General features: G+C 68.7%; 13 protein-coding genes. 2 read left to right on the forward strand and 11 right to left on the reverse strand.

Translation table 11 applies throughout. From position 1 onward, the window contains the following. Positions 1–2: 2 nt before the first annotated feature. From SLW56_RS00975 to rsmD, 6 genes are all read right to left on the reverse strand, one after another. A complete protein-coding gene (locus tag SLW56_RS00975; protein ID WP_320694222.1) occupies positions 3–896 on the reverse strand; it encodes an MBL fold metallo-hydrolase in 894 nt (297 codons plus the stop codon). 54 nt (positions 897–950) lie between these two features. Then, positions 951–2711, reverse strand: coding sequence for a gamma-glutamyltransferase (ggt, locus tag SLW56_RS00980; RefSeq protein WP_320694223.1), 1761 nt, complete (start codon positions 2709–2711; stop codon positions 951–953). Further along, a complete protein-coding gene (locus SLW56_RS00985; protein WP_017908325.1) occupies positions 2708–2992 on the reverse strand; it encodes a YfhL family 4Fe-4S dicluster ferredoxin in 285 nt (94 codons plus the stop codon). Before SLW56_RS00985 ends, ggt begins: the two co-directional genes overlap by 4 nt. Positions 2993–3215: 223 nt before the next feature. Continuing rightward, positions 3216–3710, reverse strand: a complete 495-nt coding sequence (locus tag SLW56_RS00990) for a hypothetical protein (RefSeq protein ID WP_010342035.1) — start codon at positions 3708–3710, stop codon at positions 3216–3218. Between the two features lie 40 nt (positions 3711–3750). Then, positions 3751–4257, reverse strand: a complete 507-nt coding sequence (gene coaD / locus SLW56_RS00995; RefSeq protein ID WP_010342036.1) for a pantetheine-phosphate adenylyltransferase — start codon at positions 4255–4257, stop codon at positions 3751–3753. Continuing rightward, complete coding sequence (gene rsmD, locus SLW56_RS01000; RefSeq protein WP_267084809.1) at positions 4254–4859, reverse strand: 16S rRNA (guanine(966)-N(2))-methyltransferase RsmD; 606 nt, start codon at positions 4857–4859, stop codon at positions 4254–4256. The genes coaD and rsmD overlap by 4 nt, the downstream gene beginning before the upstream one ends. A 212-nt stretch (positions 4860–5071) precedes the next feature. Between rsmD and htpG the strand changes: the two genes are divergently transcribed. Both htpG and SLW56_RS01010 read left to right on the forward strand, forming a co-directional pair. Continuing rightward, entirely contained in the window at positions 5072–6976 is a 1905-nt protein-coding gene (htpG, locus tag SLW56_RS01005; RefSeq protein ID WP_320694224.1) for a molecular chaperone HtpG, read from the forward strand. Between the two features lie 222 nt (positions 6977–7198). Next, positions 7199–8221, forward strand: coding sequence for an Ldh family oxidoreductase (locus SLW56_RS01010; protein WP_320694225.1), 1023 nt, complete (start codon positions 7199–7201; stop codon positions 8219–8221). Positions 8222–8551: 330 nt separating this feature from the next. On the opposite strand, the gene SLW56_RS01015 is transcribed toward SLW56_RS01010, so the two are convergent. From SLW56_RS01015 to SLW56_RS01035, 5 genes are all read right to left on the reverse strand, one after another. Further along, complete coding sequence (locus SLW56_RS01015) at positions 8552–11428, reverse strand: TonB-dependent receptor (protein ID WP_320694226.1); 2877 nt, start codon at positions 11426–11428, stop codon at positions 8552–8554. Between the two features lie 494 nt (positions 11429–11922). Further along, positions 11923–14337: a glycoside hydrolase family 127 protein gene (locus SLW56_RS01020; RefSeq protein ID WP_295965271.1), complete on the reverse strand. Its 2415-nt coding sequence runs from the start codon at positions 14335–14337 to the stop codon at positions 11923–11925. A gap of 384 nt (positions 14338–14721) precedes the next feature. Next, entirely contained in the window at positions 14722–16521 is a 1800-nt protein-coding gene (locus SLW56_RS01025; protein WP_320694389.1) for an Svx/AvrXca family virulence/avirulence protein, read from the reverse strand. Between the two features lie 428 nt (positions 16522–16949). After that, positions 16950–18551 carry a family 43 glycosylhydrolase gene (locus SLW56_RS01030; protein ID WP_320694227.1) on the reverse strand — a complete coding sequence of 534 codons (1602 nt, stop codon included), beginning with the start codon at positions 18549–18551 and terminating at the stop codon, positions 16950–16952. Continuing rightward, positions 18548–22729, reverse strand: coding sequence for an Ig-like domain-containing protein (locus SLW56_RS01035; RefSeq protein WP_320694390.1), 4182 nt, complete (start codon positions 22727–22729; stop codon positions 18548–18550). The genes SLW56_RS01030 and SLW56_RS01035 overlap by 4 nt, the downstream gene beginning before the upstream one ends. Between the last annotated feature and the right edge of the window lie 4 nt (positions 22730–22733).

Genomic DNA, 22733 nt, shown 5'->3' on the forward strand with positions numbered 1-22733 from the left:
ACTCAGGCGGCCAGTGCGCGGGCCTGCAGCGCCGGCACTTCGTGCGCAGTGACGAAACGGCCCTTGGCATCGCGCTGGAGCTGCGCCAGCGCGCAGTCCGGATCGTGGGTGAAGAACAGGCGCACGTTGCGCGCCAGCGCGTCTTCCAGGAATGCGCGCTTCTCGTCGATCAGCAGCTCGGCGTTGCGGTCGTAACCCATGGTGATCGGCACGTGTACCCACGAGCGGCCCGGGATCAGGTCGGCGCAGAACGCCACCCCGCCGTGTGCCTGGCCATCCTCGCCGTGGCCGGGGCCGACGATCTCGGCCAGCATCAGCCCCGGCGTGTGGCCGTCGCTGAAACGGAATCGCACCGCCTCGCCGAGCGCGCGGGAATATTCGCCGTCGACCAGCTCCAGCCGGCCGCTGGCCTCGAGCAGGCCGGGCAGTTCCGGGATGAAGCTGGCGCGGTCGCGCGGATGCGGGTGCAGCGCGCGTTGCCAGTGCGCCGCGCCGACCAGGAACTGCGCGTTGGGGAACAGCAGCTCCGGCGCCGCGCCCTCGCGGTAGGCGGCCAGCAGGCCGCCGGCGTGATCGAAGTGCAGGTGGCTCAACACCACCACGTCGATGTCGGTATGGGCGAAGCCGGCGTCCTGCAGCGAATCCAGCAGCACGTGCCGCGCCTCCTGCACGCCGTAGCGCTCGCGCAGCGCCGGCGGGAAGAACGCGCCGATCCCGGTCTCGAACAGCACGGTCTTGCCGGCCAGCGGGCTGGCCAGCAGCGCGCGGCAGGCCAGCGCGATGCGGTTGCCGTCGTCGGGCGCGGCCCACTGCTGCCACATCGCCTTGGGCGCGTTGCCGAACATCGCGCCGCCGTCGAGTTTTTGCGAGTTGCCTTGGATGGACCAGAGTTTCATGGCGGGGATTCGGGATTGGGGATTGGGGATTCGCAAAAGCGGGCGACGCGCTGCTCAGCGCGCCGGCGCTGTCAGTTGCAGCACTTCGGCACTGCCGACTTCGTTGCGCGGGTCGCTGCCGCCGCTGAGCACGTTGCGGCGCTTGTCCCATTCCACGGTCTGCAGGTTGCCCCAGACGTGGCTGGAGCCGTGGCCGTCCTCGGCCGTGTCGCCAGGCAGCTTGAGCGTGTGCCCCATCGCTTCCAGGCCCTTCGCGGTGTCCGCGTCGAATGTGCCGGTCTCGGCCTCGATCACGTCCGGCAGCCACTGGTGGTGGTAGCGCGGCAGCGCGGCGACCTGCTGCGCCGTGAGGCCGTCGTCGTAGCCGAGGATGCCGAGCAGCACCATGGTGATGATGCGGCTGCCGCCCGGGGTGCCGAGCACGATCGCCTTGTCCGCGTTCTCCATGAAGGTGGGCGACATCGAGCTGAGCGGGCGCTTGCCCGGCTTGGGCGCGTTGGCCGCGTAGCCCATCACCCCGAAGGCGTTGGGCGTGCCCGGACGCAGCGCGAAATCGTCCATCTCGTTGTTGAGCAGCACGCCGGTGCCCTTGGGGATCAGCCCAGAGCCGTACAGCAGGTTGACCGTCTGGGTGGCGCCGACGCGGTTGCCTTCGCCGTCGATGATCGAGAAATGCGTGGTCTCGTCGTCTTCCAGCGGGGTCGGCTGGCCCGACAGCAGGTCGCTGGGCGTGGCCTTGTCCGGGTTGATCGTCGAGCGCAGGCCCACCGCATAGTCCTTGCTGAGCAGGATGCGCTGCGGCACGTGGGTGAAATCCGGATCGCCCAGGAAGAAGGTGCGGTCGCGGTAGGCGCGGCGCATCGCCTCCACGGTCAGGTGTACGCGGTGCACCGAGTCCATGGTCTTGAGGTCGTAGCCCTCCAGGATCTGCAGCATGCTGGCCAGGGCGATGCCGCCGGAGGACGGCGGCGGCGCGGTGGTGATGGTCCAGCCCTTGTAGTCGAAGCGGATCGGGGTGCGTTCCTTGACCGTGTAGCCGGCCAGTTCCTCCGCGGTCCAGCGCCCGCCGGCCTGCTTCACGCCGGCCAGCAGCTTCTTGGCGGTGGCGCCGCGGTAGAAACCGTCGAAGCCCTTGTCGGCCAGCAGTTGCAGCGTGTTGGCCAGTTCCGGCTGCTTGAACACGTCGCCCACCGCGATCGGCCGGCCGTTGCGCAGGTAGACCTCGCGGGTGCCGGGATAGCGCTCCATCACCTTGCGCCGCGACTGGTAGCCCTCGGCCATGCGCGCGTAGACCGGGAAGCCATCGCGGGCGATGCGGATCGCCGGCGCCAGCGACTGCCGCAGCGGCAGCCGGCCGTGCTTGGTCGCCAGTTCCACCAGCGCCGCCGGCAGCCCGGGGATGCCGGCCGACCATGGGCCGTTGATCGAGCGATCGCGGTCCAGCTCGCCCTTGGCGTCCAGGAACGCGGCCGGCGTCGCCGACTCCGGCGCGGTCTCGCGCGCGTCCAACATCACGTCCTTGCCGGTTTTGGCGTCGTGCAGCAGGAAGAAGCCGCCACCGCCGAGGCCGGAACTGATCGGTTCGACCACCGACAGCGTCGAGGACACCGCCACCGCGGCGTCGAAGGCATTGCCGCCCTCGCGCAGGATCTGCAGGCCGGCCTCGGTGGCCAGGCGATGGCCGCTGGCGATCGCGGCGCCGGGCGGGTGCGCGGCCGGGGCGGTGGCGGTCGCTTCGGCGACCGGCGCCTCGGCCCACGCCGACGGCGTCAGGACCAGGGCGAGCAGCAGGACACGGCGGACGAGGCTTCTCATGCGGCGGGGGGCTCCTGTGGGTACAACTCGGGGTGGTCGCGCTGCAGGCGCTGCAGCTTGGCCAGCAACTGGGCGTGGGTCTCCGGGATGGCCGGGTCGGGGTCGATGCACTCCACCGGGCACACCACCACGCACTGCGGCTCGTCGAAATGGCCGACGCATTCGGTACAGCGGGCGGGGTCGATCACGTAGATCGTCTCGCCCATGGCGATGGCCTGATTCGGGCAGGCCGGCTCGCAGACGTCGCAGTTGACGCAGAGCTCGTTGATCTTGAGGGACATGTGGCGCACTTCGGCACTGACCCGGGCAGTTTACCGGATCGGGACGGGACGGCCCTGCGAAGGCGGCGCCGGGGCGCGGAACGCTGCAATGCAGCGCAAGGCGGCTTGGGCAACTACCTCGATGTGGCACGGCACGCAGCAGAACTGCGCAGCGCAACCGCCCGTTGCGGGCGGCGCGGGATGGCGGAACCGGCGCGCATCGGCGCGCCGGTCCGCACGGGGCTTACTTGGCTTCGACGAAGATGTAGTCGGCGCCGGTCGGCTTGACCACGGCTTCGACGCGGGCGTTGTCGGCCGGGGCGCCGATGTAGACCACGCGCACGCCCTTCATGCTGTTCGCCTCGACCTTGGCGAAGGCGGCGGCGATCAGGTCGGCCATCTTGGCCGAGGCCGAGGAACCGAACGCCAGCATGTTGCCCGGCTGGATGCCGCGGCCGATGGCGGTGGTGGCGCTTTCGACCTGGCGCTCGTACTTGGCCTGGAACTCCGGATCCGATTCCGGCGGCAGGTAGTACAGGAACGGGCTGTTGGTGACGTTGCCCATGTTCTGGATCGCCACTTCCTGCAGGTACTTCTTCCAGCCGGCGTCGTCGTCCTTGGCCGGGGCGGTCAGCGCGGGCTGCGCGTCGGCGGCCGGCTTGGCGGCTTCTTCCTTCTTGCAGGCGGTGAAGCCCAGGGCCAGCGAAGCGATCAGCAACGCGCGTGCGGTGGTGTTCATGGAACGGCTCCCTCTGTGTCGTCAGTGAATGGTGGACGGCTCAGCGCTGCGCGGCGGCCTGGCGGGCCTGGACCAGCGCCTGCACCACCGACGGCGGCACGAAGCCGGAGACGTCCCCGCCCAGGCGCGCGATCTCGCGCACCAACGAGGACGAAATGAAACTGTGTTGCTCGGCCGGGGTGAGGAACAGGGTCTCCACCTCCGGGATCAGATGCCGGTTCATGCTCGCCATCTGGAACTCGTATTCGAAGTCCGACACCGCGCGCAGGCCGCGCAGCAGCACGCCGCCGCCGACCGAGCGCACGAAATGAGCCAGCAGGGTGTCGAAGCCCAGCACTTCCACGTTGCGGTGCCCGGCCAGCGCTTCGCGGGCCAGCGACACGCGCAGGTCCAGCGGCAGGGTCGGCCCCTTGGACGGGCTCTGCGCCACGCCCACGATCACCTGCTCGAACAGCGGTGCGGCACGGTTGACCAGATCGATATGGCCGTTGGTGATCGGATCGAAGGTGCCGGGATAGACGGCGATGCGGCTATGGGCCACGGTCATGCGTCGGGTACCGCGTGAAGGTCGCCGGGAAGTGTAGCAGCGGTGCGCCGGTACAGGGCAGCGCGCACCTCGCGGCTGCCGCCCTCACGGTACAGCGCCCAGGACGCCGGCACTGCGGGCGCCTGCCCGGCCGGCGACTCGAGGTACAGCCAGGCATCGGCCGCCAGCCGCGCCGGCAGGCGCTGCAGCACCGCGTCCCACAGCCCGGCGGCGAACGGCGGGTCGACGAAGGCGATGTCCGCCAGTGCCTCGGCCGGCGCCTCGGCCAGCCAGCGCAGAGCATCGCCCTGCACCACCTGCACCTGGTCCTGCGCCTGCAGCCGCGCGACCGTGGCGCGTAACTGCGCCGCCTGGCCTAAATCGCGCTCGACCAGCACCGCAGCGGCCGCGCCGCGCGACACCGCCTCCAGCCCCAGCGCGCCGCTGCCGGCGAACAGGTCCAGCACCCGCGCCCCGGGCAGCACCGGCTGCAGCCAGTTGAACAGGGTCTCGCGGACCCGGTCGGAGGTCGGGCGCAGCCCGGCCAGGTCCGGCACCGGCAGCCGGGTGTTGCGCCAGCGCCCACCGTTGATCCGCACCTGGCCGCCGCCGGGACGGCTCATCGGCGGCCTCGCAGGGGCCGGGACAGGCGGGACGGGGAATGCAGGAACGGCATGGGCGGCGGGCGCGGAAACAGGGTCCGGATCATAGACCAGCGCGGTGTCGCGCGTATGCGCGGCGAGGCGCTTGAAGCCGGCCGCGGTCGCCACCATGTCGGCCGGCAGAGTCGCGCCCTCCTCCGCGCGGCCGCCCATCCTTCATGGAGCACCTACCGATGAGCGTGGAAACCCAAAAAGAAACCCTGGGCTTTCAGACCGAGGTCAAGCAGCTGCTGCAGCTGATGATCCATTCGCTGTATTCCAACAAGGAGATCTTCCTGCGCGAACTGATCTCCAATGCCTCCGACGCCGCCGACAAGCTGCGCTTCGAGGCGCTGGTCAAGCCGGAGCTGCTGGACGGCGACGCGCAACTGCGTATCCGCATCGGCTTCGACAAGGAGGCCGGCACCGTCACCATCGACGACAACGGCATCGGCATGAGCCGCGAGGAGATCGTCGCGCACCTGGGCACCATCGCCAAGTCCGGCACCTCCGAATTCCTCAAGCACCTGTCCGGCGACCAGAAGAAGGACTCGCACCTGATCGGCCAGTTCGGCGTCGGCTTCTACAGCGCCTTCATCGTTGCCGACCAAGTCGACGTGTACAGCCGCCGCGCCGGTCTGCCGGCCAGCGAAGGCGTGCACTGGTCCTCGCGCGGCGAAGGCGAGTTCGAGGTCGCCACCATCGAGAAGGCCGAGCGCGGCACCCGCATCGTGCTGCACCTGAAGGACGACGAGAAGGACTTCGCCGACGGCTGGAAGCTGCGCGGCATCGTGCGCAAGTATTCCGACCACATCGCCCTGCCGATCGAGTTTCATAAGGAACACTACGGCGAGGACAAGGACAAGCCCGAGGCTCCGGAATGGGAAACCGTCAACCGCGCCAGCGCGCTGTGGACGCGTCCGCGCACCGAGATCAAGGACGAGGAATACCAGGAGCTGTACAAGCACATCGCCCACGACCACGAGAACCCGGTGGCGTGGAGCCACAACAAGGTCGAGGGCAAGCTGGAGTACACCTCGCTGCTTTACGTGCCCGGCCGCGCCCCGTTCGACCTGTACCAGCGCGACGCCTCGCGCGGGCTCAAGCTGTACGTGCAGCGCGTCTTCATCATGGACCAGGCCGAGCAGTTCCTGCCGCTGTACCTGCGCTTCATCAAGGGCATCGTCGATTCCAGCGACCTGCCGCTGAACGTCTCGCGCGAAATCCTGCAGTCCGGCCCGGTGATCGACTCGATGAAGTCGGCGCTGACCAAGCGCGCCCTGGACATGCTGGAGAAGCTGGCCAAGGACGACGCCGAGCGCTACCAGGGCGTGTGGAAGAACTTCGGCCAGGTGCTGAAGGAAGGCCCGGCCGAGGACTTCGGCAACCGCGAGAAGATCGCCGGCCTGCTGCGCTTCGCCTCCACCCACGGCAGCGACGGCGCGCAGAACGTCTCGCTGGCCGACTACGTGGCGCGGATGCAGGAAGGCCAGGACAAGCTGTACTACCTGACCGGCGAGAGCTACGCGCAGATCAAGGACAGCCCGCACCTGGAAGTGTTCCGCAAGAAGGGCATCGAAGTGCTGCTGCTCACCGACCGCATCGACGAGTGGCTGATGAGCTACCTCACCGAGTTCGACGGCAAGTCCTTCGTCGACGTGGCGCGCGGCGACCTGGACCTGGGCAAGCTCGACAGCGAAGAAGAGAAGCAGGCCAAGGAAGAAGCCGCCAAGGCCAAGCAGGGCCTGGTCGAGCGCATCCAGAACGTGCTCAAGGACGACGTCTCCGAAGTCCGCGTCTCGCACCGCCTGACCGACTCCCCGGCGATCCTGGCCATCGGCCAGGGCGACCTGGGCCTGCAGATGCGGCAGATCCTCGAAGCCAGTGGCCAGAAGCTGCCGGAGAGCAAGCCGGTGTTCGAGTTCAACCCGGCGCACCCGCTGATCGAGAAGCTGGATGCGGAAGCCGATGGCGAGCGCTTCGGCGATCTGGCGAAGGTGCTGTTCGACCAGGCGGCGTTGGCGGCTGGCGACAGCCTGAAGGACCCGGCGGCGTATGTGCGGCGGCTCAATAAGTTGTTGTTGGAGTTGTCGGTGTAAGCCTGAGACAGATGGTCGCGAAAAGAACGAAGCCGGCATGCGCCGGCTTTGTTTTTTTGAAAAATCCTGAGTGATCGATCATTACAGTGCCTCGGAGCGAGGTGACGCTATGCACGGCACCGGCCGACGTAGATAGAACTTCGAGGTTGCATGACGCTCCCAGGCTTCTCACGAAGCGCCGTGAGCGCGAGAATCCATGACATTCCCGGACCGTCCTCTTCGATGAACGCCAGCGACACCATCACCCTGTCCCTGGACCAGGCCACCACCCTGGTCGAACGCATCCTGACCCACGCCGGCTTCAGCCCGGCGCACGTGCAGGCGCTCACCCACACCATCGTCGCCGGCGAACGCGACGGCTGCGCCTCGCACGGGTTGTACCGGACGCTCGGCTGCGTGGCGACGCTGCGCAACGGCAAGGTGGTGGGCGATGCCGAGCCTGCCGTGCACGATCATGCGCCCGGTATCGTGCGGGTCGATGCGCGCGGCGGGTTCTCGCTGCTGGCGTTCGAGCGCGGCCTGCCGTTGTTGATCGAGAAGGCCCGTGGCAATGGGCTGGCGGCGCTGGCGATCAACCATTGCGTGCATTTCTCTGCGCTGTGGCCGGAAGTCGAGCGCATCACCGAGACCGGGCTGGTCGCGCTGATCTGCAATCCCAGCCATGCCTGGGTGACCCCGGCCGGCGGGCGCACGCCGCTGCTGGGCACCAACCCGCTGGCGTTCGGCTGGCCGCGCGTGGACGCGCCGCCGTTCGTGTTCGACTTCGCCACCAGTGCGGTAGCGCGCGGCGAGATCGAGCTGCGCCGGCGCGCCGGCCAGCCGATTCCCGAAGGCTGGGGTGTGGACGCGGCGGGCGCGCCGACCACCGATCCGGCCGCAGTCGCCGACGGCGGCGCGATGCTGACCTTCGGCGGGCACAAGGGGTCCGCGCTGTCAGCGATGATCGAACTGATCGCCGGGCCGCTGATCGGCGACCTCACCAGCGCCGAATCGCTGGCCCACGATGCTGGCGCCGGTGCTTCGCCCTACCATGGCGAACTGATTCTGGCCATGGATCCGGCGCGCTTTCTTGGCGCCGACCGCGCCGCACACCTGGCCCGTGCGGAAGCCTTTTTTGCGGCCTACGAGGCCACCGGGGCACGCTTGCCGTCGCAACGCCGTTACCAGGCGCGGGAACGCAGCCGCAGCGAAGGCGTGCGGATTCCGCAGGCCCTGCATCAGGATCTGCTGGCCTTGCTCGACTGAAGAAGACTATTGGTAACGCGCTTCAACGCGACTCAGCGGGACATGCCGTTGTCGCATAGAGGCGGCGTCAGCCGCGACCGGCATTACTGGTGAGGCGTCGCGGCTGAAGTCGCTTCTACAATTGAGCTTCAGCGCATCGTGTGCTCGTGTCATGCGCGCGCCAGATGCGGGTGAGCAAGCGCCCCGCCCGCACGATCCGCGGGCAGGAACGGCATTACCGCCGACCTGGAATCTCGCTAGCAGGTGGAATCGCGCCTGGCCGAGCATACCGCGGCGGGCTCCACCCGCCACGGCACTGTCACCTACTCGCCTGCGCAAGCAGGCTCCGCCTCAGAACTTCACCGTCGCCCGCGCCCAGTAGTAGCGGCCGAGCAGATCGTAGGTGGCCACGTCGGTGTTGGCGTTGGTGACGTTGTTGGCGTAGTACAGCGGCGGCTGCCGGTCGGCCAGGTTGTCCACGCCGACTTCGAAACGCGTCTTCCACGGCTTGACCTGATAGCCCACCTGCACGCTGTGGTAGACGTAGGCGCCGATGTCGCGGACCACGGCGGGCTGGTCGGCATCGGCCGACAGGCTCTGGCGGGTATCGGCGCTGCCGATCTCGGTGCGGCCGATGTAGCGGACACGCCACGACGCGCTCCAGTCGCCCAGGTTCCAGTTCAGCGTGCCCAGTGCGCGCCAGCGCGGGAAGTTGCCGTAGGCGTAGGTGTACTTGCCGGCGTTGTGGATGGTGACGGTGCTGGCGTCGGTGGTGTCGGGGTTGATGTCGTAGCGGATCACGTAGGTGCCATTGAGGCCGGCGCTGAAGTTGCCCCAGGCGGTGTCCGGCAGGCGGTAGGTGAGGCTGAAGTCCGCGCCGCTGGCCCACAGCTTGCCGAGGTTCACGGTGGGCTCGGCGATGTAGTTGACGGTGCCGTTGTCGTTGCGGTGGATCAGCGCGCAGAACGCACTGGCGTCGTTGGCATAGCACTGGTTGAGCACGGTCTGTGCCGAGACCTGGGTGATGGTGTCCTTGAGGTTGATCTTCCACAGGTCCGCGCTCATCGACAGGCCCTCGACCCAGCCCGGGTCGTAGACCACGCCGAAGTCGTAGGACATGCCGGTCTCCGGCTTGAGCTGGTAGCCCGCCACTGCCGCGCCGGAGGCCTTGGCGCCGACCTGGTTGTCGGCCTGCTGGTAGCTGCCATCGGTGGGCACGTTGGCGCAGGCCGCGGCATGGCCGCCGGTATAGCCATTGCACGGGTCGGTGACCGACGGCGAGTCGCCGGCCACGCCGGCATACAGCTCGCCGATGTTGGGCGCGCGGAACACCTGCGAGGCGGTGCCGCGCAGCAGCAGGTTCTCGATCGGGCGATACTCCAGCGAGACCTTGCTGTTGGTCTTGCTGCCGACAGTGTCGTAGTCGGAGAAGCGGCTGCCCACGGTCAGGTTGAGCGAGTGCACGCCGGGCAGGCCGGCCAGCAGCGGGAACAACGCTTCGGCATAGGCTTCCTTGACGCTGAAGCTGCCGCCGAGCACCGAGGCGCAGTACTCGAGCACGCCGCACATGCCGTTCTCGTCGCCGGTCCACAGCGGATCGGCGGCGGTACTGGTGCTTTCCTTGCGATAGGAGACACCGACGGCCAGGCTCGCGGTGCCGGCCGGCAGTGCGAACAGCTCGCCGTTGGCGTTGGCCTCGAACTGCTTGACCGTATAGACGTTGGTGACGATCGGATTGACCACCAGCGCTTCCAGCGCGGCCTTGTTGCTGGCGGCGTTGAGGTTGAACACGTCGATCGGGGTGCAGCCGGCGATCGGCGCGCCGGCGCTGCCGCACTTGACCGTGCCGTCGGCGGCCAGGAACGACGGCCCCACCGCGGCATTGAAGCCGGCGTAGTCGAGGAAGCCGTAGTTGATCGACTTCTGCTTGACCTTGCCGTAGTTGAGGCTGGCATCCCACTGCCAGGAACTGTCGCCAAAGCTGCCGCGCAGGCCCGGATTGATCTGGAAATTGTAGGTGTTGTACTCGTAGCGCCGGTTGCCCAGCACCGTGGCGCGGGTGTTGAAGTTGTTGTACGAGGTGCCGGTGCTGCGGTCGGTGCCGAAGTTGACCCCGAACGGGTTGTAGTAGCTGGCGGAGGAGACCAGGAAGTTGTCGCCGTTGGCGAAGATCGGGATCGGCGCGATGATCGAGGACGAGGTGGTCTTGCTGAAATAGGTGTTGACGTAGCCTTCCAGGTGATCGTTGAAGCGATAGCTGCCGAGCACGAAGGCGTTGGTGCGTTCCTGCGGGGTCTGCAGCAGGTTGTACGGCTGGTAGTTGTAGGAATCGGTGGAAGCGACGTAGCAGTGGTACTGGCTGGCGTTGGTGGGGCTGCTGCTGCCGCCGTTGAAGGTGACCCGCGAACAGCCGTTGCTGGCCGCCAGCGCCTTGGCCGCGGCAGAGCCGTCGTTGAAGCTGATGCTGCCGGTCGGCGTGGCCGAGGAGCCCTGCTTCACCCCGACGCCGTCGATCAGCGACAGCGCGTCCTTGGAGTAGGCGCGCGCGCCCGCCGAGACAGGATCGATGTCGTGGTAGGACAGGCCGGCGACGATGCTGCCGCGCTCGCCGGTCTTGCCGGCGGTGAGCGAGAAGTTGCGGCGGTTGCCGTCGCTGCGCGAACTGGTGCCGAAGTCGGCGCTGGCCTCGACGCCGTCGAAGCCCTTGCGCAGGATGAAGTTGACCACGCCGCCGATCGCGTCCGAGCCGTACACCGCCGAGGCGCCGTCGCTGAGCACTTCCACCCGCTCGATCATGGTCGCCGGGATCGCGTTGACGTCGTTGCTGGCCAGGCGCGTGCCGTTGACCAGGACCAGGGTGCGCTTGTCGCCGAGGCCGCGCAGCGAGATCACCGAGGCGCCGGTGCCGCCGCCGTTGTTGGTGTTGGGATTGGTGGCGTTGCCGGCGATCGACGGCAGTTCCTGCACCAGGTCGCCGAGCGTCGCCTTGCCGGTGGCTTCGATCTGCGCGCGGCTGATGGTCACCACCGGGTTGGCGGTTTCGGTATCGACGCGGCGCAGGCGCGAGCCGGTGACCACGATGCTGTCCAGGGTCTGGGTGGCGCTGTCGGCACTCGCCTCCTGCGCCTGCGCCGCTGCCGCGCTGCCCAGCGACAAGGCGGTGGCGACCGCCAGCGCCAGCGGCGTTGCGGCATGGCGGAAGGAAGGACGTGGCTGCGAAAACGACATGGGCGAACTCCTGGACGATGGCGAGACGGGAACGATGCAGAAACGCAGGCCGAACGACGCCATGCCGGCGCCATGCCGACGGACGGACCTGCTGGACGGTGGCGCCTGCGCGGCGCCTGCGGTGGCGTGCCTGCACCGGACCACGACGGCCTGGCGCACAACGGGGAGGCCGATCTCCTGCGCGCACGGCCGTGCGCGGCTCCCCGCTGCTACGATGACGTCCGACGACGATGGCGGCGCTCCGGTGGCGCACGCCGGCGCCACGGCCGGTACGACGATGCGATCAGATTTTCATCACGCGGTCACACTGTGCCGTGGATGCATGGCCGCGTCTTGTCGCGATTCGCGGTTTCGCATGCGGAATCACGCATGGTCGTGCGTGGCTGCGCGCCTGCATGAGGCGCTCGTGACGAGGCATGGCGTGGTGTCGCGCAGACACCGACACGGCAGGCACACACTGCCATCGCTGCGCACGGCGATGCCGCTGGTTGCGGTCACGCCGGGATCAGCCAGCCACCGAACAGCGGGCCGGCGGTGTCGCCGTGCTGCGGCTCGATGCGCACGATCAACGGCTGCGCATCGCGGGTGAGCGCCGGCGGCAACGGGTAATCGCGGTCGACGAAATCGATCACCTGGCCGCGCTCCACCGCCACTTCCACGGCCAGCTTGCCATTGATCAGGATGTTGAAACGGCCCTTGTCGCTGCCCCAGAAGCGCAGGCGCAGCGCCAGCGGCTGCGCGCTGCCGCGCATGCGGAACTCGACGAAGCCCTTGCCGCGCACGTCGCGGCACTGCTGCCGACGGTAGGCGCCACCGAAGGAGGTGTCGCTGCGCAACTGGTGCGCCTGCTCGGAGGCCTCGTCGCCGAACTGGATCATGTCCACCGCGATCGCACGCAGCTTGTCCTGCTCGGCCTGGCGCCGCGCCCGCCGCTGCGCTTCCTGCGCCCACTGCGCAGGATCCATACGCTTGAAATACAGCGCGCTGCGGCGCTCGTACTGTGCGTAGAACGGGACGAAGGTCAGGCCCGTCGGTTGCGTGCTGCTGGCCAGGAAATGGCCGGGCTGCGGCAGCTCGACGAAGCCGCGCAGCGGATCGGCCGCGGCCACAAGCGCCGGGTCCGGCGCGTCGTACGGCGTACTCACCGGCCCCAGGTCGGCGGCCAGCGCCAGCGGACCGCGCATCACCACCACCGTGTCCGCATCGCCGGCGGCGTGTTCCAGCCGCAGCGGCGTGGCCAGGTCCAGGTCGATCACGTCGCCGGCGCGCCAGTCGCGCTCCAGCGCCAGATAGCCATCGGCCAATGCCGCACGCGCGGGCTTGCCGTTCACGCGCAGGGTGTAGCGGCCCTGGCACCAAGCCGGCACCCGCAACAGCAGCCGCCGCGGCGCGCGTGCGCCGGCACGCAGTACCTGCAGGCGCACCTTGCCGTTGTCGGGCACGCCACTGTCCAGTTCCAGCGCCAGGTCGCGCTCGCTCCAGTCCAGCCGCGAGGGAATATAGAGATTCACGTACAGCGAGGTGGCGTCCTGCCAGTAGATCGCATCGCCGAACTGCGCGTGCGCTTCCATGCCGCTGCCGACGCAGCACCAGAACGAATCGAACTTGTCGGAGAAACCGCGCTCGCCGCCGCTGATCATCGGCGTCATGTAGGTGAACATGCCGGTGGCCGGATGCTGCGCGGCCATGGTGTGGTTGTGCAGCGTGCGCTCGTAGTAGTCGAAGTAGCGCGCCTGCGGCGTCCACTGGTACAGGTGCCGGGTCAGCTTGAGCATGTTGTAGCTGTTGCAATGCTCGCAGGTCTGCTCGGTCAGGAACGCGGCGATGGTGTCCGGCTCCTGGAAATACTCGCGGTCGGCATTGCCGCCGATCACGTAGCTGTAGTGCGCGGTCACCGTCTCCCAGAAGAAGCGCGCCGCCGCGGCCGCATCGGCATCGCCGGCGACTTCGAACTGGCGCGCCTCGCCGATGAACTTGGGCACCTGGGTGTTGGCGTGGATGTGCGGCAGTTCATCGCGCCCGGCCACGGCCGGGTCGATCACCTTCTCGTGGCGCAAACGCGTGCCGATGGCGACCCAGCGCGCATCGCCGGTGCGCGCGCCCAGTTCGATGTAGGACTCGTTGAGCCCGCCGAACTCGGTGTCCAGCAGGGTCTGCATCTGCGCATGGTCGAGCGCGTCGAACACACCGGCGAGATAGCCGGCCAGCGGCAACAGCACCTGCAGCGCTTGTGCGTTGCCGGCCAGTTCTTGCGCGTCGAGCAAGCCGGCGAACAGTTTGTGCACCGTGTACAGCGGCGACCAGCTACCGTTGAGATTGAACTTGCTGCCCTTGATGACGCCGCGGCGCACTTCCTCGAACACCACCTTGCCGCTGTCGATGGCGCCGTTGTCGTTCTTGCGGGTGAGCCCGCCGACGTAGCCGTCCGCGTCCTTTGCCTGCGCGCGCGCCAGTTCGGCGACGATGTAGTCGATGCGCTCGCGTAGTGCGGGATCGCGGGTCTGCGCGTGCATCTTCGCCAGTGCGCTGAGGTAGTGGCCCAGCGTGTGGCCGGCGATGGTGTCGCCCTCCCAGCCGCCGTACACCGCGCCCTTCGGCGGCAGGCCGGCGTACTGCAGGAAGTTGTGCAGCAGGCGGTCCGGCTCCAGTTCCAGCAGGTAGCGGCGGTTGGTCTGCAACGAGTCCAGGAACAGCGACGGCTTCAGCGTGACCTGCTGCAAGGGCAGCGCCTGCACCCGGCCCGGCGTGGACGCGGCGGCGTCCAGCGGGAAGCGCAGCAGCCCGGCGGCCACCGCCAGTGCGCTCCATTGCAGGAAGCGGCGCCGCGAAGGATCCAGCGCAGCGCCGGCCGCGTCGGCAGCTGCGTGCGCGCAGGCGGCGCCATGCCGATGCATGCCCTGCCCGCTCATCGCCGGCCTCCCGCGTGCGAGGCGGCATGCGGGAAAGAAACGCATCGAGGCATGGACTGCTCCTGTGTGAGATGTCGGGACGCCGACGCCGCAGGGCAACGACCGGCGGATCCATGGTCACTGTGTCATCCGGGTGACAGCGCGTCTTGTCCCCACTGATGCGTGCAGATGCGGATTTCTGCCGAATCACCGTGCCGACCCGGCGCTGGCGACCAGGCCCCTGCGGACAGCGTGGGCGAACGCGGCCGACACGCCAATGCGCTGCAGCTCATGCGCCACCTGCACGACGCGTCGTGTCATGCCGGGATCGCGACACCGCGGTGGTGTCGCAGCGAATGCACCGTGCATCCGCCACGACACCGCCTGGCAGTCATTGCCGGTCGATCATTGCGGCTTCGCCGTGACCTCTGGCACCGCGTCGGTCAGGTCGGCGCCATAATCGGGGTTGGTCACCGTATTCGCATCGACGTAGCCGTAGAACACGCCCTTGCTGGCCGACGCGCCGCGTTGTTCGACGTCGCCACGCAACTGCGCGGAACCGGACAGCGTGAACCCGCCGAACGCCCCCGCCGGCTTGAACACCGTATGCAACCGGGCGCGATCCTTCACCGTCACCCCGTCCTGCAGCAAACTCAACCCGCCAACCACGGCGCCGTCCTGCACCTGCCCGCCCAGGATCGTCGCATGATCCTCGATGCGCGCATCGCCCAGCACCTTGCCACCCAGCACCCGCGCATGCGGGCCGACATAGGCGGTCGACGCGACATACGCGTTCTGGGCGACCCAGCCACCGCCGTTGGGGTGACGGCCGCCCACGCGCGTCGGCGTCGGCGCCCCGGGCTGCTGGCCCGACGGATACGCGTTCTGCAGCGTGACGCTCCACGGGTAGCGGTAGACCGAATAGTAGGACTGATCCCACTTGATCTTCTGCATCTTGCTCGGCGTCCCCATCACCACCAGATACAGGTCGCTGTCATCGCTGCGCACCTGGAACGACAGCGCGGCATCGGCGCCTCGCTGCAACGCGCTGTAGCGCGGCTTGCCGTTCGCCTCGATCGCGACCAGGCCCCAGCGCCAATCCGAATCCGGCGTACCGATCGTCTCGGGATCGTTGACCAGGCCCGGCAACGTGTCGACCGCCGACTTCTGCTGCACGTTGCCATGGAACTTCACCACGACCGCATTCGCACCCACGGTGGGAATCAGCCGGACCAGGTTGTAGCCCCAACGCTGCGGCGCCCAGTCGAACGGCACTTGGTAGACGCCTGTCTGCCCCTGCACCGGATCCAGCTGGGTCAGGCGCAGCGCGCGATCGCGGTTGGTCTCATCGGCCGGGTTTTCCGGATCGAACGCGGTATTGCTGCCGTATTGCTGGCGCATCACGGCGCCATGGTCGCGACCGTCCGGGTCGGTGTAGTCCCACTGCACGTTGTGCATGGCCCAGTCGCCGAGCACGTCGTTGAGCTGCGACTGGCTCCAGCCCATGTTGTCGCGGATGATCGAGAACGGATCGGCATCGGCCTGGCGGGAATCGCCGGGCTTGGGCGCCTTGGCCCACAGATCGTTGATGATCGCGTAACCGAAGCGATCCTTGAGGTACTCCATGAACTGCCAGTTGCAGTAGCGGTCGCGAGTCGAGCCAAGATAGAGATGCGGGTAGTTCACCAACATCTCAGAGCACTGCACGTCGTCGTGGAAATACTGATGCGCCATCCAGTTGGCATGCGATTCCCAGATCCAGCCGACGTACGGCGAGTCGCGCAAGCCGCCGGTACTGCCCTGCAAGCCATGGGTCAATTCATGCGCCAGGCCCCAGTGATACCCCAACTGGTCCGGATTGATCCACATGCCCATGCCGCCGCTGGCGGAAGTACCGCCGTTCAGGCCGAAGCTGTGGTCCAGGTAGACGCTGACCTTGTACTTCGTTTGCGTGTTGCAGTAAGGCTCGGGAAACCCGACGCGCTCCATGTAGGCAGCCCAAATCAGCTCCAGTTCCTTGGCTGCCGAGGCGACGTCGTTCTGCGACACGGCTTGTCCGTCCTTCCAGCGGAACGCGAAGTGTTGCGTTTCGTAGCGAACGGCCGGCATGTCGGTATCGCCGGGATTGGCGATCCATTGGCCGGCGGTGCAGGCCGCCGCCTGCGCATGCTGCGCAGCCAAGGCCAGAACGGCCGACAGGCACATCGTGGAGACCAGACGCACGTATCGAGAAGCAGCAAGTTTCACGGCTCCACACTCCTCTTGTTCGATGACAGTGGATGGATTGGGCGAGCGACGCGCAATGCGCTGCAACAGCGTGCCGTGATGGATGATCCGCCATCACCCCGATGGCGTGCCGGTAGAGGAATGCGGCCGGCAGAACGCCGACAACAGGCGGAGTCAGCCACGCGCATATCGCTAGCCCGTTTGCAGACTAATGCAGTGAAACGCAATCCACCTTACGGTTATCCCCACGGAATCGGGCTAATTCCGCACACATTCCGGAAATCAAACTAGCGTCACGACAGGAACATGATGCGACCGGCAACTGCGGCCGATGTCTGCAGTGGGCTCGCCACTGGAACGCACGCAAAGGTCGGCGACGTTGGCGCAATCGGCACCCCCGCCTCGCCTCAAGGCATGTCGCACCGCTGCACATCCGCCGCGGTCGCCTGCGGCAGGCGCTGCGCCTGCGGCGCCAACATCTCCCACTCCTGCACCGCCAGTGCGGCGTAGCGCTCACCGCCGCCGGATGCGTCCAGCACCGCGCGCGCGCAGCGCGTGGTCACTGGCGCGAAGCGCAGCGTCTGCCAGCGGCCGGCGACGGGCGCGCGTGCACTCTCTGCCAGCGGCCACCAACGGCCGTCGCGACGGTACTCGAGCCGCCAGCGCGCCGGCGGCGCCACGCCACTGTCCGCGCCCGGCGGATGATCGGCCCAGAACAGGATGCGACTGCCCTGCAGCGTCACCGGTTGCGCCCAGCTGTACTGCAGCCATTGCTGCGGTGGGTTGTGCGGTGTCCAACTGCCCCATAGCTGCGGCGGCAACGGATTGCGCTTGACCCGGCCGTCGTTGAGCGCGGCGATCCAGTACTGGTGCGGGATGTCCGGGCCGTTGGACGCGCTGGCCCGCGCATAGCGGGCGAGGTTGCGCTGCGGCGGCAACGGAGGCTGCGGCCGCCGCGTGGGCACCACCGGCAGGATCCGCGCCGGCTGCCGGGTGTCGTCCCACTGCAGCCGGTCGATCGCCACGCTGCGACGGAAATGCCCGCCGCCCTTGGCGTCGGCGGTGTGGTAGACCAGGTACCACTGGCCCTTGAATTGCACGATGCCCGGATGCGAGGTGGTCGAGGACACCGGCGGCAGAATCACGCCGCGGTAGGTCCATGGCCCCAACGGCGAGGGCGCGCTGCCGTAGGCGATGCACGCGTGGTACAGCGTCGGCGTGCAGTCCGACTCCGGCCCGGCATGGTTGTCGGCGTAGGCCATGTAGTAGGTGCCATTGCGCTTGAACAGCCACGGCGCCTCGAAGTAGCCGTCCAGCGTGGTCACCGCCACCGCCTGCCCCTTCGGCGTGACCATGTCGCGTTCCAGTTCGATGCCGAACAGCTTGCCGAAGGTGCCCCAGTACAGATACACGCGGCCGTCGTCGTCGACCAGGACGGTCGGGTCGATGTTCTGGATCGCGTTGGGCACCGGCAGCGACTGCGACAGGATCGGTCCCTGCGGATGCGCGTCGCGCCACGGCCCCAGCGGGCTGTCGGCCACCGCCACGCCGATCGCGAACGGATCGGCATTGCGCGAGTGTGCTTCCTGCACCGGCGCATACAGGTAATAGCGTTTATCCGGGCCCTGCACGATCTGCGCCGCGTAGGCGTGGCCGGGCGCCGCCCAGGCGAATACCTGCTGCGGGCGCAGCAACGTCGGGTAATGGGTCCAGTCGCCGCGGCCGACATCGTCGGTGACCAGCAGTTGCCAGCGGTCGATCACGAAGTCGTTGACCTCGGGTGCCGCCTCGTCGCGGCCGGCGATGATGTAGAGCTTGCCGTCGGCGACCAGCGGCGCGGGGTCGGCCGAATAGGCGCGGCCGTCGGCCAGGATCGGATTGCCCGGCGCATGTACCTGCCGCGACCAGGGCACCGCCGGTGTCGCGGCGATGGCCGCGGCAACGCCGATGCAGGCAGTGCAGGCCACCAACAGGCAGGCGACGGCACGGCGCACGGGATGGCGGTTCATGGTGTCGTCTCCGCCTCGATCACCAGCTCCAGCCGCACCGGCAGCGTCCCGGTGCCATCGCGGCCCCGCGCCTGTCCGACCACGCTCAGGCGTGCGGGCTTGGCATAGGCGGCCGGCGCCAGCGGCGCCCAACGCACCGGCACGCGCTCGCGCGAGCCGTCGTTGTACTGCACGGAGACCAGTTCCGGCAGCCCCGGCGCCTGCCCCGCAGGCACGTGCAGCGGCGGCGGCGCCTGCACGGTGGCGAGCTGGCCCGGCGCGGTCGCGCGGACCCAGATGCTGGCCGTCACCGGCACGCCGCCGTCGGCCAGGCCCTGCACCTGCACGCGGCCCTCGCCGGCCAGCGCCGCCGCATCGACTTGCGACCAGCGCACGCCCAGCCAGGCCCAGCTGCCGTCGGCGAAGTAGCCGGCGATGCGTGCCGGCAGCGTCGGCGCCTGCCCGGGCGCGATGCGCACGTCCACCGCTTCGGTCGCCACCGCGCGCTCGGCGAACACCTGCCATTCGTCCAGCCCGACCGCGTAGTGGCCCTCGCCCTGCGTCGCGGTCTGCAGCACCGCGCGCAAGGCCGTGGTAACCACCGGCGCGAACGTCACCCGGCTCGGCGCGCCATCGCCGTGCACCGGATAACCGCCGCGCACGGCGATGTCGCGCCACTGCGTGCCGTCTCGGTATTGCAACGTCCACGCGCGCGGCAACGCCACCCCGCCCTGCGGCTGGTCGTCCCAAAAATACAGCGCCGTGGCGCTCAGCCGTTGCGGTTGCGGCCACTCGTACTGCACCCACACCGAGGCCGGCTGCGCGCGTCCCCAACTGCCCCAGCGGCGGTCGGCGGCCGGCACCTGGTCCGGCGCCGGCAGCAGCCCATCGTTGAGCGCCTGCAGGCGGTGATGGCCAGCGGTGAACTGCGCGCTCGGCGTGGCCTCGCCCTGTACTTGCAGCGTCTGCCCGGCCGGAGCCGCCGCCGCGATCACCTTGACCTCGGCGTGCCCTTGCAACGCGCCATCGTCGGCCTGCAACTGCAGGGTGTAGGTACCGGGCGCGGTGAAACGCACCTGCGTGGTGGCCGCCTGCGGCTGCTCGAACAGGGCAGCGCCGCCGGGCGGTGCCTGCAGCGTGCGCCACTGCAGCGCCAGCGTGCCGTTCGGCAACGCGTCGTCGCCGACCCGGCCGACCAGGCGCATCACGCCACCCGCCGCGCTGCCGTCTTCCTGCCAGGCCTCGACCTCCGGCGCCTGGTTGCCGTGCACCGCCGGCGCCGCGGCGCCGCTGGCATAGGCCTGGATCTCCTTGATCCCGGTGCGCAGCGCGCCGGCATGCGTGACCTGCAGACGCCAGCGCTGCGCGCGCAGCGGCGGGAAACGGATGCGGTTGCGGTTGCCCTGCGCGATCTGTGCATCGCGCACCTGGCCCGGCACGGTCTTCCACACGCCGGCGTCGAAGTACTGCAGCACGTACAGCCACGGCGGCGTGTAGCCGGCGCGCGTGCCCGACGGGAAGCCGTGCTGTTCACCCGGAGGCGAGGAACTGCGATAGAAGTACACGCGTACATCGTCCAGGGTCTGCGGGCGCTGCAGATCCAGTTCCAGCCAATCGCTGGCGGCAGGCGAACCGGCGGTGCCCCAGAACGGTTCATTGGCGGTGCTGCCGTCGACCGCCGCCGTGGCCGGAAACCCGTCGGCCGCATAGCTGGCGCTGACTGCCGCGGCCTGCGCCAGGTTGCGCGCGCCGGGCGGCAACGCGATGTCGAGCCCCGCGTCGGCGAGGACCGCACCGATTCGCGCCGTGCCGGGAAACCGCACCTGCTGCGGCGCCTGCAGCGCCAGCCGATGCGCGGCCAGCACCTGCATCTGCGCGGCACCGGCATTGACCACATCCGGCAAGGCCTGCACGTGACCGCTGGCCGGGTCGTACAGCACGTGCGCCAGGCGATCGACGGTGAAGGCCAGATGCCCGTCCAGGTACAGCGAATAGCCCTTTGGCGCGGCCCCGCCGTAGCGGCGCCCGTCGCGGTCCCAGACGATGCTCAGGTCGCGGTCGCGGTAGCGCAGGCGGTCGGCGGCGAAATGGTCCCAACCGATGTCGATGGGATACAGCTCGATCAGGGCATCGCTGCGCGGGCGCAGGCCCATCGCATCCTCGATCAAAGTGAAGTTGGTGGCGCCGAGCTGGGTGTGGTGGATCCACGAGCGATAGCCGATGCGGCCGCCATCGGCGGCGCTGCCCTGCGCCCAGAACTCGTTCTGGTCCGGGTAGCGGTTGTCGCCGTCGATGTAGTGCGCCCACGCGTTCCAGTACAGCAGCTTGCGGTAGCTGGACGCATCGAGGTACGGGCTCGGGTAATCACGCAACACGCTGCCGAGCAGGCGGAACGCCACGGTGGAATTGATCACCGAGAAATTGTTGCTGCCGCCGGCGCCGCGCGCCTGCGCGTCGGCCTGATTGGCGGTGTAGAACGGGAACAGCGGGAACTGCCGCGCATCGGCGAACAGACGCAGCGCGCGCACGTACTTGGGGTCGTCGTCGGCATCGCCGTGCCTGGGCATCAGGCCGACGCTGAAAGGGTAGTAGTTGTTGGTTTCCTTCCAGTCCACCGGCAGGCGCGGCTCATCGGCCTGGCGCTGCTTGAGCAGGTCGCCGTGCAGACCCATGCCGTCGGCCTGTGCACTGTGGTCCTGCCACAGCACATCGAGCACGGCGCGGCGGATCTTCGCCGCCAGCGCCTGCATGCGCACCGCGGTGGCGGCGTCGCCGGCCAGTTGCGCGGCCTGTGCAGCGGCCAGCGCATTGGCGTACACGTACGCGCTCTCGCTGCGGTCCATGCGCGGCGCGCCATGCCGCTTGGCCCAGTCGAAGGACACCGCATCGGCGTCGTTGCCGGTCATCGCCGCCCAGTCGTATTCGATCAGGCCGTTGCCGTTGCGGTCATAGGCGCGCAGCAGCGCGTCCACGTCGTCGCTGGCGTAGCGCGCCAGTTGCCCGGCGATCGCCGGCGGGCCGCCATGCACCTGGTAGGCACGCCAGGCGGCAGCACTGAGGTACTGGGCGTAGGAATTGGACCAGTTCTCCGGCGCGCCGGGGTTGTCCACGTACTTGCCGCCGCCGGCGGTCTCGCCCGCGCCGAGCCAGGAGCCGTAGGCGTAGAGCGGATCGCGCAGGTACTTGAGGTCGTCGATGAACATGCCGGTGGTGAGCACGATGGCGTTGTCGTAGCCGAGCACGCCTTCGATCGCCACCGGGAACTGGTAGTCGTTGCCGGGCACCGCTGCGTCGAGGAAATTGAAGCGCAGCAGCCACCAGCGGTAGAACAGGGTCTTGTCGAGATTGTCCTCGGGCGTGTCCAGGTACGGCAGGTTGTCGGCCCACCAGCGGTTGTAGGCGACGACGTGGTCGCGGTAGGCCTGCTGCTGCGACTGCGCGGCGATGCGCCGGTATTCCTGCAGCGAGGCAGGCAGCTCGCGCGCGATCAGCCCCAGTTGCACCTTCAGCGTCGGCGCGGCGCCGTGCGCCGGCACCGCCAGCGGCCGCGCGATGCTTGCGCCATCGACCGCGAAGCCGTCGCCGGAGAGCCGCGGGAACAGCGTGGTGATGGCGTTGTGGGTGACGAAGGCGCCGGTCAACTCGGCACTGACGGGATGCGTGGCCATCGGCGAGACCGCACGCAGGGTCAGGCTGTGCGCCACGCCGTCGACACTGGACACGGTGACTTCGGCCACCGCAACGTTCTGTTCGCTGATGAACTTGACCAGTTGCAGGCGCACGCCTCCACCGGCATACACGCTGCTGAAATAGCTCGGCGTCTGCCGCCGCTGCGCGCTGTCCTCGACCAGCGCGATCGGCACGCCGTCGCGCTCCAGTTGCAGGCGGAACAGCGCGTCGTGGCCGGTCTTGTGCACGTAGGCCGCGTCGCCGACGAAGCCAGGCTCCTCCGGCTTGTGCGTGTACAGGTAGGCGGCGCGGCCGCGGGTGAACAGCCAGTTGTTGCTGTCGCCGAAACCGCCGCCGGTGCCCTGCCGCGCCAGCAGGCGGTCGATCCAGAAATCGCGGCCGGGCGCGCGGCCGGCACCCGCCGCCAGGTCGGCGGCGAACGCCCGCTGCAACTGGCCCTGCCCCTGCCCCGGCGCGAACGCCACGCCGCTATCCGGCAAGGGATGCGCATCGCCCTTGAAGTGAGGCATGCCG

This window comes from Xanthomonas sp. LF07-6 (assembly GCF_034105445.1).
Taxonomy (GTDB): Bacteria; Pseudomonadota; Gammaproteobacteria; order Xanthomonadales; family Xanthomonadaceae; genus Xanthomonas_A; species Xanthomonas_A sontii.